General features: G+C 71.9%; 7 protein-coding genes. 5 read left to right on the top strand and 2 right to left on the bottom strand.

All coding sequences use genetic code 11. The features are described 5' to 3' along the window. Positions 1 to 33 precede the first annotated feature (33 nt). Both AC060K_RS15250 and AC060K_RS15245 read left to right on the top strand, forming a co-directional pair. Entirely contained in the window at positions 34 to 2655 is a 2622-nt protein-coding gene (locus tag AC060K_RS15250; RefSeq protein WP_483766251.1) for a glycosyl hydrolase family 18 protein, read from the top strand. Between the two features lie 109 nt (positions 2656 to 2764). Beyond that, positions 2765 to 4735 carry a glycosyl hydrolase family 18 protein gene (locus AC060K_RS15245; protein ID WP_483766250.1) on the top strand — a complete coding sequence of 657 codons (1971 nt, stop codon included), beginning with the start codon at positions 2765 to 2767 and terminating at the stop codon, positions 4733 to 4735. 86 nt (positions 4736 to 4821) lie between these two features. Here the strand turns inward: AC060K_RS15245 and AC060K_RS15240 are convergent, their stop codons facing one another. Beyond that, a complete protein-coding gene (locus tag AC060K_RS15240) occupies positions 4822 to 6294 on the bottom strand; it encodes an endo-1,4-beta-xylanase (RefSeq protein ID WP_483766249.1) in 1473 nt (490 codons plus the stop codon). Between the two features lie 248 nt (positions 6295 to 6542). On the opposite strand from AC060K_RS15240, the gene AC060K_RS15235 reads away from it, so the two are divergent. Together AC060K_RS15235 and AC060K_RS15230 are read left to right on the top strand one after the other, a co-directional pair. Next, positions 6543 to 7130, top strand: coding sequence for an RNA polymerase sigma factor (locus tag AC060K_RS15235; protein ID WP_483766248.1), 588 nt, complete (start codon positions 6543 to 6545; stop codon positions 7128 to 7130). Positions 7131 to 7236: 106 nt separating this feature from the next. Then, positions 7237 to 8733: a hypothetical protein gene (locus tag AC060K_RS15230; RefSeq protein WP_483766247.1), complete on the top strand. Its 1497-nt coding sequence runs from the start codon at positions 7237 to 7239 to the stop codon at positions 8731 to 8733. A 66-nt stretch (positions 8734 to 8799) separates the two neighbouring features. On the opposite strand, the gene AC060K_RS15225 is transcribed toward AC060K_RS15230, so the two are convergent. Next, positions 8800 to 9243: an OsmC family peroxiredoxin gene (locus tag AC060K_RS15225; protein WP_483766246.1), complete on the bottom strand. Its 444-nt coding sequence runs from the start codon at positions 9241 to 9243 to the stop codon at positions 8800 to 8802. Positions 9244 to 9456: 213 nt separating this feature from the next. Here AC060K_RS15225 and AC060K_RS15220 point away from each other — a divergent pair, with 213 nt between their 5' ends. Next, positions 9457 to 12762 carry a S8 family peptidase gene (locus tag AC060K_RS15220; protein ID WP_483766245.1) on the top strand — a complete coding sequence of 1102 codons (3306 nt, stop codon included), beginning with the start codon at positions 9457 to 9459 and terminating at the stop codon, positions 12760 to 12762. Positions 12763 to 12936: the final 174 nt, after the last annotated feature.

Raw genomic sequence — 12936 nt, 5'->3', positions numbered from 1 at the left:
GGAATACCGTTCTTCCCGACGAGAGGCAAGATCATGGGAGCTCTCCCTCGCCGCCGGCGGCGCCTGACCGCGCTGACGACGACGCTCGCGCTGGTGGGCGCGACCGTCGCCTCAGCAGCGGTCGGCACGTGGGCCGCGTCCAGCGCCGCGGCCGCCGAGTGCGCGCCGGCCTGGTCGTCCACCGCGACCTACACGCAGAACAACCAGGCGTCCTACGGCGGCCAGAACTGGCGCGCGAAGTGGTGGACGCAGGGCGAGACCCCGGGGTCCCAGCAGTGGGGTGCCTGGGAGTCGCAGGGTGCGTGCGGACCGGGCGCGACGCCCAGCCCCACCCCGAGCGTGACGCCCACGCCGACCCCCACGCCGACGCCGAGCACCAGCCCGACGCCGAAGCCCACCCCCACGCCGACGCCGACCCCGTCGCCCACCCCCACGCCGTCGACGCCGCCGACCGGGGGCAACCCGGACGAGGTGTGCCGTCCCGACGGCATGCAGCCCACAGAGGGCGTCAACACGCCGTACTGCGACGTCTACGACGCCAACGGCCGCGAGATCCTGCCGAACGGGCTGGGCCGCCGCGTCATCGGCTACTTCACGAGCTGGCGCACCGGGAAGAACGGCCAGCCCTCGTACCTGGCGAGCGACATCCCGTGGGGCAGCCTCAGCCACATCAACTACGCGTTCGCGCACATCGGCCCGGACGACAAGATCTCCGTCAACGAGGACGCCCCCGGCAACGCCGCCACCGACATGACGTGGCCGGGCGTCGCGGGCGCCGAGATGGACCCGAGCCTGCCGTACACGGGCCACTTCAACCTCCTCGCGAAGTACAAGGAGCAGAACCCGGGCGTGAAGGTCATCCCCGCGGTGGGTGGCTGGGCCGAGACCGGCGGCTATTTCGACGCGTCGGGCAACCGGGTGGCGTCGGGCGGCTTCTACACGATGACCGAGTCGCAGGCCCGCATGGACACGTTCGCGCGGTCGGCGGTCGACTTCATCCGGGAGTACGGCTTCGACGGCATCGACATCGACTACGAGTACCCGACGTCGAACGCCCAGGCCGGCAACCCCGACGACTTCGCGATCTCGGACGCGCGCCGCGCCCAGCTCTTCGACGGCTACGTGGCCCTCATGAAGACCCTGCGCGAGCACCTCGACCGTGCGGGCGCCGAGGACGGCGAGTACTACCTCCTCACCACGGCGACCCCGTCGTCCGGGTGGCTGCTCCGCGGCATGGAGGTCTACCAGGTCACCGAGTACGTCGACTTCGTCAACATGATGACCTACGACCTGCACGGCTCCTGGAACCAGTACGTGGGCGGCAACGGCGCCCTGTTCGACGACGGCAAGGACCCCGAGCTGGCCGCCGGCGGCACGTACACGGCGTACAAGGGCATCGGCTACCTCAACGGTGACTGGGCGGCGCACTACTTCCGCGGCGCCATGCAGGCCGGCCGGATCAACCTCGGGGTGCCGTTCTACACCCGCGGCTTCACCGGGGTCACGGGCGGGACCAACGGCATGGGCGGCACCGCGGTTCCGCCGGCGGGCTACACCTGCCCTGCCGGGACCAACGGCAAGTGCGGCCACGGCGCGGCAGGCATCGACAACCTGTGGTTCGACTCCGACCCCATGGGCAACGCGATCCCCGCCGGCGTGAACCCGATCTGGCACGCGCTCAACCTGCAGAAGGGCGTGGCGGGCGACTACACCGACGAGTACGGCGTGCCCTCCACCCTGACCGGCACCTACACGCACCACACGGACCCCGTCACCAAGAACGAGTGGTGGTGGAACGCCTCCACGAGGACGTTCCTCTCGGGCGACAGCGCCTGGGCCATCGGCCAGAAGGCCGACTACGTGGCGAACGAGGGCCTGGGCGGCGTCATGATATGGGAGCTCGCGGGCGACTACGAGCTCAACGCCGCCAAGGGCCAGTACGAGATGGGCTCCACGATGGTGGACCTGCTCCACTCGAAGCTCTCCGCCACCTCGGCGTACGGCGCGTCGAAGGCCGAGACCGCCGGGCCCACCAAGGCCCTGGACATCGACCTCGAGTACACGGAGTTCGCGCTCGGCGACAACAACTACCCGATCGCCCCGAAGGTCGTGTTCCGCAACAACGGCACGACGACGGTCCCCGCCGGCGCCAAGGTGACCTTCCAGTACTCGACCACCGACACCGGCGAGATGTCTGACTGGAGCGGCTACGGCACCACCACCACGCCCGGCCGCACCGGCCCCAACGTGGGCGGGCTCGGGGCTGACTTCCACACGGCGACGTTCACGGTCCCCACGGGCGGCATCCCCGCCGGCGGATCCATCACGAACCAGCTCAAGTGGGCCCTGCCCGTCGCGCAGTTCTCCAACGTGGTGGTCACCATCGACGGCGTGAAGTACGCGACGACGTACGACAACCCGCGCGGTGTCACCGTCGTCGGCGCCCCGTCCGCCCAGCCCTCGCCCTCCCCGTCGCCGTCCACCCCGGGCGGCCCGGGCGGCGGCACCTGCACCGCCGCGGCCTGGAGCCCCACCTCGGTCTACACCGGCGGCAACCTGGTGAGCCACAGCGGCCGCACCTACCGGGCCCAGTGGTGGACGCAGGGCGACACGCCCGGCACCAACGCCGTCTGGACCGACCAGGGCGCCTGCTAGGCCCTCCCCAGACGTCGCGCCCGCCGGGCGCCGCCCCTCCCGGCGGGCGCGACTGCACCCGCAGCACCAGCCTCACGACCCCCACCCCGCCCCAACGAAAGGGAACGACATGTACGAGACGTACGTGCCGCCGTCGGGCAACGACGGCCGCAAGAAGGGGCGCACGCGCCCCTGGAAGGGTGTCGCCGCCGCCGTGGCGACCCTCGCCATGGCCGGCACCGCCGCGATCACGGGCATCGCCGCCTCGACCGCAGCCAACGCCGCCACCGACACCACCGCTGCCGCCGTCCAGACGGGCGACTCGCAGATCAACGGCTTCCGCAACGTGGGCTACTTCGCCCAGTGGGGCGTGTACGGCCGCGGCTACACCATCAAGGACGTCGACGACTCGGGCGTGGCGCAGAACCTCACGCACCTGAACTACTCGTTCGGCAACATCCACCACCAGACGCTCGAGTGCTTCATCGCCAACAAGGCGCAGGGCACCGGCCCCAACGGGTCCGACGGCGCCGGCGACGCCTGGGCCGACTTCGGCATGGGCTACACCGCCGCCAACTCCGTGGCCGGCGTGGCCGACTCCTGGGACCAGCCGCTCGCCGGCTCGTTCAACCAGATCAAGCAGCTCAAGGCCAAGCACCCGCAGCTGCGTGCGCTGATCTCCCTCGGTGGCTGGACCTGGTCGAAGAACTTCTCGCTCGCGGCGGCCACCCCGCAGTCGCGCCAGAAGTTCGTCGAGTCCTGCATCAACATCTACATCAAGGGCAACCTGCCCGTCATCGACGGGCGCGGCGGTCCCGGCGCCGCGGCCGGCGTGTTCGACGGCATCGACATCGACTGGGAGTGGCCCGGCTCGCTCAACGGTGAGGTCGGCAACCACGTCGACGTCGCCAACGACCGCGCCAACTTCAAGGCGCTCCTCGCGGAGTTCCGCCGCCAGCTCGACGCCTACGGCCAGCAGACCGGCAAGGACTACCTGCTCTCCGCGTTCCTCCCGGCCAACCCCGCCGACGTGGACTCGGGCGGCTGGAACGACCCGGCCATCTTCAACTACCTCGACTACGGCAACGTGCAGGGCTACGACCTGCACGGCGCGTGGGACCCGGCCCTCACCGGCCACCAGGGCAACCTGTACGACGACCCGCGCGACACCCGTCCGGCGAACCGGCAGTTCAGCGCCGACAAGGCGATCCGCTACTACACGCAGAACGGCGTGAACCCGCAGCAGCTCGGCCTCGGCCTCGCGATGTACGGCCGCGGCTGGACCGGCGCGACGTCGGCGCAGCCGTGGGGACCCGCCACCGGCGCGGCCCCCGGCACGTGGGAGGCGGGCAACGAGGACTACGACCTCCTCAAGACCCGCGGCACCGACTACTACGACGCCACGACCGTCTCCGCCTGGCGCTACGACGGCACCCAGTGGTGGAGCTACGACAGCCCCCGCTCCGTGTCGGCCAAGGGCGCGTACATCCGCTCGCTCGGCCTCGGCGGTGCCATGTGGTGGGACCTCTCCGGTGACGAGCAGGGCGACCTGACCGACGTGCTGCACGGCGTCCTCGGGTCGGGCGCTCGCGGCCCGGTGACCGGTGGCGGCGTGGTGAACCCGTCGCCGACGGCGTCGCCCACCGCCTCGCCGACGGCATCCCCGACGGCGTCGCCGACCGTCTCGCCGACCGCCTCGCCGACCGCCTCGCCGACGCCGGGCACCTGCTCGGCCGCCGCGTGGAGCGCGTCGACCGTCTACACGGGCGGCAAGCTCGTGAGCCACAACGGCCGCACGTACAAGGCTCAGTGGTGGACGCAGGGCGACACGCCCGGCACCAACGCCGTCTGGCTGGACCAGGGCGCGTGCGCCGGCTCCACGCCGACGTCGTCGCCCACGGCCTCGCCGACGGCCTCGCCGACCGCGAGCCCGACGGCGCCGACCGGCTGCTCCGCCGCCGCGTGGGTCTCGACGACCGCATACTCCGGCAGCGCCGTGGTGAGCTACGCCGGGCACACCTGGCGGGCGAAGTGGTGGACGCAGGGCGACACCCCGGGTGCCGGCCAGTGGGGCCCGTGGGAGGACCAGGGCGCGTGCTGACGCACGCCCTGCCTGCCTGACGCAGGAGGACCCCCGCAGCCTCGGCTGCGGGGGTCCTCCCTCGTATCGGTCAGACGTGGGTGTCGTCAGACACGGGCCCACTTCTGGTTGTTCCCGCCCGAGCAGCTGTACAGCTGGACGGCCGCGCCGTCGCTGCCGCTGTAGATGTCGATGCAGACGCCGTACTGGACGTTCCGGATCTCACCGTTCGAGTTCTGGGTCCACTTCTGGTTGTTGGCACCGCTGCAGGTGTAGATCTGCACGCGGGTCCCGTTGCTGCCCGAGGGCGCGTCGACGCACTTGCCCAGGACCTTCAGCGTTCCGTCCGAGCCGAACGTGAACCGCTGGTTGTCGGTCTGCCAGCAGGAGTAGGTCTGCAGCTGGGTGCCGTTGGCGGTGTTGCCGCCCGGAACGTCCAGGCACTTGCCGTACTGGGTGTTCTGCAGGCGCGTGACGGTGCCCGTGGGCGGGTTCGTCGTGGGCGGCGGGGTCGTGGTGGGCGGCGGCGTGGTCGGCGTACCGGTGCCGCCCGCGTTCAGCGCGTCGAGCGTGTAGTTGTACGCGGCCTTCTTGTTGCCGCTGCCGTCGAAGAGGAGCGGGGTGCCGCTGGCACGCCACGAGTCGGTGTCGCGCACGCCCCACACGGTGATGCCGGTGCAGCGGGCGACGGAGAGGCAGGCCTGGACGATGCCGCGGTACTGCTCCGCCTGCGAGGTGCCGGAGCCCTCGATGTCGAGCTCGGTGATCTGGACGTCGACGCCCAGGGCGGCGAAGTTCGACAGCGTGGTGTGGTAGTTGCTCGGGACCGGGTTGCCGCTGTTGAAGTGGGCCTGGAAGCCGACGCAGTCGATGGGCACACCGCGGGCCTTGAAGTCGCGGACCATGTTGTACACGGCCTGGGTCTTGGCGTGCGACCAGTTGTCCGTGTTGTAGTCGTTGTAGCAGAGCTTGGCGCCCGGGTCGGCGGCGCGGGCGGCGCGGAACGCGGCCTCGATCCAGTCGTTGCCGGTGCGCTGCAGGTTCGAGTCGCGGCGGGCGCCGGTCGAGCCGTCGGCGAAGGCCTCGTTCACCACGTCCCAGGAGTGGATCTGGCCGCGGTAGTGCGTGGCGACCTGGGTGACGTGGTTGAGCATGGCGTTGCGCAGCGCGGTGCCGCTCATGTTCTGCATCCAGCCCGGCTGCTGGGAGTGCCAGGCCAGCGCGTGGCCACGGACCTGCTTGCCGTTGCTGCGGGCCCAGCTCACGATGCGGTCGCCGCTGGAGTAGTTGAACTGGTTCTGCGACGGCTCCGTCGCGTCCATCTTCATCTCGTTCTCGGCCGTGATCATGTTGAACTCACGGTTCGCGATGGTCGTGTACTGCGAGTCGCTCAGCTTGTTCGCGGCGATGGCCGTACCGAAGTACCGGCCCGACTCCGCGGCCGCAGCCTGGAGGGTGCTGCCGGCGGCCTGGGCGGAGGTCACCGCGACGCCTGCGGTGAGGACCACGGCGGTCAGCGTGGCGAGCGAGACTGCTCGAAGCGTGAGCCCGCGACCTCGCGGATTCAATGATCGGGTCATCGTCGATCCTTCGTTCGGGACGTGCCTTCGTTGGCCCGTCGGACACCGAAAAGGATTTCGAAGCAGCCCGGGGTGTGTCAAGGGTTAACGCTAAACGTTTTCGAACGGTGATCGAGGTTGAAACGTTTAGGTTTGTCCGGGTGTTGCGCGGGTGTGGCCGGGGCCCGTCTCGCGGGCTGCGCACCTCCCTCGACCACGCGGGTGCGGCGGTCGTGCAAGATGCGAGTGGCCCGCGACACAGTGAGGGCATGGAGGGCCCCCGCAGACCCAGCACCCCCGACGACGCGCCATCGATCCCGGGTGCGGCCGCCGCGCGCCCAGGGGAGGACGCCTGGTTCGCCGAGCTCTTCTCCGCGCACGCCACCGTGCTCTACCGGTACTTCGTGCGACGGCTGCCCGCGGCAGGCCGTACGGCCGACGCCGAGGACCTCGCCGCCGAGGTGCTCGCCACGGCCTGGCGCCGACGGGAGGACGTACCCGACGGCGCGGAGCTGCCCTGGCTCTACCGGACCGCCGGTTTCGTCCTGGCCAACCATCGCCGCAAGCTGCGTGCCCTCCCGGTCGCCGTGGTGCCCGACGAGCCGGACGACGCCGACCCCGAGACGCTCGCCCTGGCCGACGACACGGTCCGGCGCGTGCTCGGGCGGCTCGCCCCCCGCGACCGGCGGATCCTGCTCCTCGTCGCGTGGGACGGTCTGTCGGGCGACGAGCTCGCACAGGTGCTGGGCGTCTCGCGCGGAGGGGCCGACGCCGCCCTGTCCCGTGCCCGTGCCCGGCTGCGCGAGCTGTGGGCCCAGGACGAGGGCGAGGGCACGGAGAGGGCGTCGGCACGCTGAGCGGTGCCGCCGTGAGCCGGTGCGCAAGCCGGGCCCGTGCCGCGACACAGAAGGGGTGTGGGCGCCCGGCAGGGGATGACCACAGTTCGCGACACGGAGGACGACGATGGACAACAACGAGCGGGAGACCCCTGAGGGAGCCGTGCCGGACGAGGCGTTCGAGCGTCTCGCGGCGGCAGACCCGGCGACGTCGGCGCCGGAACCCGTCGCTGGGGTGCTGCGCGCACGCGTCGACGCCCTGGTCGGCGGCGACGCGGCGGAGGGCACGGCGGCCGACAGCACGGCCACGACGTCCGACGGTGTCGCACCCGGCGGCCCTCCCGCCGCCCCGGGGGACGAGCTGGCCGCGCGCCGTCGTCGTCGGTCCCGGTGGCTCGCCGTCGCCGCGGCCGGCGCGGTGATCGTGGCGGGCGGTGGTGGCTACGTCGCGGGGGCCGGGACCGGCGGGCCGGTCGTCGTGGCGAGCACCGCCGCACCGCCGATCACGCTGGGGGACGTCACCCAGGGTGATCGGGCCGAGGCGGGCGCCGCCGAGGAGTCGGCAGCCCAGGCGCCGATGGCCATGAACCGCGCGACGAGCGGCCAGCAGGCCGCCGCAGACGTGGCATACCCCGCCGGACTCTGGGGCCGCCTCGTGTTCCACGCGGGTCCGGGGCTGGCCGGGGACGCGGGCGACGCGCCCGCGTACGGCCTCGACGCCCAGCAGGCGGCCACCGCGGAGGCGGCGGCCCGCGCCGCCGAGGTCCTCGGGGTCTCCGGTGAGCCCCGCAAGGAGTGGGGCTGGGTGGTGGGCCCGGCCGACGGCAGCGGCCCCACGGTCACCGTGATGGCCGACGGCGACGCGGGCTTCCAGTACTGGGACCCCACCAAGGAGCCCTGGTTCTGCCCTGCTCCGGCCGACGGCGGCTCTTCCGGCTCCGGTTCCGACGGCTCCGAGAGCTCGTCGAGCGAGGAGGGCGCCGCCGAGCCCGGCCTCATGCCGGTCCCGGAGTGCCCGGACGGGAACAGCACCCCCGCCGCCCCCGACACGGAGACCGCTGTCGTGGCGTTCCGGGACATGCTGCAGCGCCTGGGCGTGGACCTGGCCCAGTTCGAGATCGAGACCGGCGAGAGCTACGAGGGCGACCCGTTCCGCTACGTCACGGCCCACCACGTCCGGGACGGGCAGCGCACGGGGCTGGTCTGGAACGGCTCTGTGACCGAGAAGGGCATCTCGGGCCTGTACGGGTTCCTCGCCCCGCTGGTGGAGCTGGGCGAGTACCCCGTGATCAGCGCGGCGGAGGCCGTCGAGCGCCTCGGCGACCCGCGGTTCGGTGCCACAGGGGGATTCAGCGCTGCGGTCGTTGACGTCGCCCGGGAGGACCTGGCCGGTGAGTACCCGGAGGCCGCGGAGCCGACCGTCCCGCCCGCGCCGAAGCCCGGCGACGCCATCGGGTGGCCGGTGACCGACGTGACGATCACGTCCGCGCGGCTCGGCCTCGCCCGGCACAACGCGGGGAACGGCACCACGCTCCTTCTGCCCTCGTACGAGCTGCGGGACGCGGAGGGCAGCAGCTGGTCGGTCCTGGCCGTCGCGGACGAGTCGCTGGACTTCGCCCCGTAAGCACGCCGGCGCACGACGACGGGGTCACCTCCCGGCTGGGAGGTGACCCCGTCGTCGTGCCGCTGCTCAGGACTCGAAGGTGACGTCCAGCGTGATCTCCGGGACGGACGCGAGCGCCTTCGAGACGGGGCAGCCGGCCTTGGCCTTCTCGGCAGCCTCCTGGTAGCCGGCGGCGTCGATGCCCTCGGCCTCGCCGCGCACGGTGAGCGCGATGGAGGCGATCTGGAACCCGCCGGCCGGGTCGGGCCCGAAGGTGACGTCGGCGGTGATCTCGTGCGAGATCGGGGTGGCGCCGGCACCGGCCAGCTCGCCCGAGAACGCCATGGCGAAGCAGGACGAGTGGGCTGCGGCGATGAGTTCCTCAGGGCTGGTGACGCCGTTGGCGTCGTCGCCGGACCGGCGGGGCCAGGACACGTCGAACGTGCCGGTGCCGGAGCTGGTGAGCTCCACCTGACCCGACCCCTCGGGGAGGGTTCCGTTCCAGGCGGTGCGGGCTGTGCGGACGACCATGATGGCTCCTCGACAAGTGCTCAGGGGGTGTCGCGGTGACTACCCCGCGGACTCCACCGACGCTACCGGAGGCGACCCGCGCGCGACACGCGGGACCGGGGTGCCGGTTACGTCGGATGTGTCGGAGGAGTGAGTCTCATGTCACATCTGAGGTGTATCTTCCGGGAATCCCCCACTGACGCACCGGGTGACAGGCCCGGGGAAAAGAGTGTCATGAAGCGTCCTATCCTCCTGACGAGCGTTTCGGCGCTCTCCGTGGCCTGTGTGGTCGCGGCGGGCATGAGCGCGTCGGCCGCGCCGACGGACCCGTTCGGCGACAGCCCGCTGGGTGCCGTCGACTCCCTCGACATCGACACGTCCCAGCTCAAGCCGGTCTACGGCAGCACCACGAAGGTGTCGCCGGGCCTGGCCGGGGCCGAGGGCTCCGTCACGGCTTTCGTCCAGCTCGACGCGCCGTCGGCCATCGAGCTCGACGCGCAGGGCAAGTCGAAGGCCGAGGTCCAGCAGGGCAAGAAGCACGTGGCCGACCTGGCTGCGACCGTGGTCCCGGACCGGGGCAACCTGCGTGCCGCCGGCCCTGGCCTCACCCGCACCTCGGTCACCAGCAACGTGGTGGCCGGCTTCACGGTGGTGGGTGACGCGGAGCAGGTCCGCGCGCTGGCGGACGACCCGTCGGTCGTCAAGGTCTACCGGATCACCCCGAAGACGCCGTCCAACAAGGGCACCGATGTCTTCACCCGGGCGCTCGAGACGTGGCAGGCCACCGGCCTCACGGGCGAGGGCGTGCGCGTCGGGATCATCGACACCGGTCTCGACTACACGCACGCGTCGTTCGGCGGCCCGGGCACGCCCGAGGCGTTCGCCGCGGCAGCCGCCGAGAACGGCGCCGCGCCGATCCCCGCGGGCACGTACGACCCGGCCAAGTTCCTGGGCGGGTACGACTTCGCTGGTCACCTGTACGACGCGGGCGGCGAGGGCGAGCAGCTGGTCCCCGTCCCGGACGCGAACCCCATCGACTCGTACGACCTGGGCGGCGGGCACGGCACCCACGTCGCGGGCACGACGGCGGGCTATGGCGTCACCGCCGAGGGCACCACCTTCACGGGCGACTACTCCACGCTCACCGACATCTCCGACTTCCGGGTGGGCCCGGGCTCGGCGCCCGAGGCCGGGATCTACGCCCTCAAGGTCTTCGGCGACCTGAGCGGCTCCACCGGCGTGGTGGTCAACGCGCTGGACTGGGCGGCCGACCCGAACGGCGACGGCGACGTGTCCGACCACCTGGACATCGTGAACCTCTCCCTGGGCTCGGACGGCTCGCCGGCCGACGACCCCGAGAACGTCTTCATGGACGAGCTGGCCGCGATCGGCACGCTCTCGGTCGTGGCCTCCGGCAACGCCGGTGACGTCACCGACATCGGCGGCTCGCCGGGCAACTCGGCGACCTCGCTGACCGTCGCGAACTCCGTGGGCAACACCCAGACGTTCGACGCGGTCGAGGCCGTGGCGCCCGCCGAGCTCGTCGGGACGTACCCGTTCCAGAACTCGGTGAACTACACCGGTGGCGACGTCGAGGCGCCCGTCGCCTTCGTGTCCGCCGACTTCTCGGGCTGCTCGCCGTTCACGCCGGAGCAGGCCGCGCTCGTCGCGGGCAAGATCGCGTACCTCTACTGGAACGACGCCGCCCTGCAGTGCGGCTCCGGCGTGCGGTTCAACAACGCCCAGGCCGCAGGTGCGGTCGGCGTGGTGCTCTCCTCGGAGCTCGAGGTGTTCAGCGCGGGCATCGCCGGCAACACCGGCATCCCGGGCGGCCAGCTCACGGGCCCGGCGCACGACGCGCTGCTGCCCGCGATCCAGGCCGGCACGCTCGTCCTGAAGCTGGGCCCCTCGTACGCGAGCGCCGAGTTCGTGTCGATCCCCAGCATCGGTGACACGCTGAACTCCGGCTCGTCCCGCGGCGTGCACGGCTCGCTCGGTGTGGTGAAGCCTGACGTCGCCGCCCCGGGCACCGGCATCTCCTCGGCGATGGCCGGTCACGGCGCCGACCCGGTCACCATGTCGGGCACGTCCATGGCCACCCCGCACGTCGCGGGCATCACGGCCCTGGTCAAGGAGCTGCACCCCGACTGGACCCCGGCCGAGCTCAAGGCCGCGGTCATGAACACCGCCACGCACGACGTGTACACGGGCCCCAGCGGCACCGGTGTCGCGTTCGGCCCGGAGCGGGTCGGTTCCGGCCGCGTCGACGCCCGGCAGGCCGTCGACACCGGCGTGCTCGCCTACTCGGCCGAGGACCCGGAGCTGGTCTCCGTGAGCTTCGGCGTGGTCAAGGTCGACGAGCGCACCGCCCTGACCAAGAAGGTCACCGTGGAGAACACGGGCTCGTCCACCGCGACGTACGACGTGTCGTTCGCGCAGTCCTCCACGTCGGGCGGCGCCTCGGTGTCCGTCTCGCCGTCCACCGTGACGGTCAAGCCGGGCCGCACGGCGACCGTCAAGGTCACCTTCCGCGCCGACCCGCGCACGCTCGCCAAGGAGCTCGACCCGACGTCCGAGGCGATCGACCCGACGCTCGGCGTGCCCCGTGACTACGTCTCGATGGTCACCGGCCGCGTGGTGCTGAGCCCGACCGGCTCGACCGGCGGCTCGGACCTGCGGGTTCCCGTCCAGGCCGCGCCCAAGCTGGTCGCCGACCTCGAGGGCGACGACGTCTCGTTCCCGCGCGGTGCCACGACCGCCACGCTCGAGCTGGACGGCGAGGGCGTGAACAGCGGTGGCTGGACGTCGCTCGTCGCGCCGTTCGAGCTCAAGGCCACCAGCCCGGCGCTCCCCGCGTCCGCCTGGGAGGGCACGTCCAGGTCGGCGATCCAGGCCGGTGACATCCGCGCCGTCGGCTTCTCGTCGACCGCCCCGCAGTACGCGGCCGCGGGTCTCGACCCGGCGGACGGCTACGCCGTCGTCGGTGTGGCCATGCAGGGCGAGTGGGCCACGCTCGGCCTCGACCCGGTTCCCTACGTCCTCGTGGACGTGGAGGGTGACGGCGTGCCCGAGTACGAGGTGGACGTGCTGAAGTTCCAGACCACCGACTACACGGACGTCACCGTCTCGGCCGTGTTCGACCTGGCCACCGGGGAGAACATCTGGCTCGACTACGTCAACGGCGCCTTCGGCGACGTCGACACGTCGATCTTCGACAACAACGTGGTCGCCATCCCGGTGCCGCTGGGCCCGCTCGGCATCACCGCGGAGTCGACCCCGACGTTCCAGGTCGCCACGTCGTCGTACTACGCGGGCGGCACGGTCGACGCGACCGAGCCGTTCTCCGCCGACCCGTACGCCCCGGCGTACTGGTTCGGCGGCGAGGGCGAGTTCGTCTACGCCGCCGACGACGACACGGAGCTGACGGTCCACAAGGCCGCCGACGCCGGGAAGTCCAAGCTGCTCCTCCTGCACTTCCACAACGAGAAGGCGTCGGAGCGGTACGAGGTCGTCGACGCCGAGGTCAAGCGCCGCCGCTGACCTCCTGACGCAGGACCAGCAGCACCAGCAGCATCCGAGGGCCCCGTCGCGCTGCGGCGGGGCCCTCGGCCCTTCTGGCCTGCGGACGGCACGGGCGTGCGGCCTGGCATGGTGCGAGAATCGCGACGTGCCTTCCCAGACCTACGACGCCACGAAGCGCCCCGCCGAGGCCGA

Source organism: Antribacter sp. NEAU-D49, assembly GCF_057158775.1.
This window is presented reverse-complemented; position numbering and strand designations above follow the sequence as displayed.

Excerpts from the sequence above, each read along its gene's own strand:
- AC060K_RS15220 (WP_483766245.1), top strand. The coding sequence starts at position 9,457 with ATGAAGCGTCCTATCCTCCTGACGAGCGTTTCGGCGCTCTCCGTGGCC.
- AC060K_RS15225 (WP_483766246.1), bottom strand. The coding sequence starts at position 9,243 with ATGGTCGTCCGCACAGCCCGCACCGCCTGGAACGGAACCCTCCCCGAG.
- AC060K_RS15245 (WP_483766250.1), top strand. The coding sequence starts at position 2,765 with ATGTACGAGACGTACGTGCCGCCGTCGGGCAACGACGGCCGCAAGAAG.
- AC060K_RS15230 (WP_483766247.1), top strand. The coding sequence starts at position 7,237 with ATGGACAACAACGAGCGGGAGACCCCTGAGGGAGCCGTGCCGGACGAG.
- AC060K_RS15240 (WP_483766249.1), bottom strand. The coding sequence starts at position 6,294 with ATGACCCGATCATTGAATCCGCGAGGTCGCGGGCTCACGCTTCGAGCA.
- AC060K_RS15250 (WP_483766251.1), top strand. The coding sequence starts at position 34 with ATGGGAGCTCTCCCTCGCCGCCGGCGGCGCCTGACCGCGCTGACGACG.
- AC060K_RS15235 (WP_483766248.1), top strand. The coding sequence starts at position 6,543 with ATGGAGGGCCCCCGCAGACCCAGCACCCCCGACGACGCGCCATCGATC.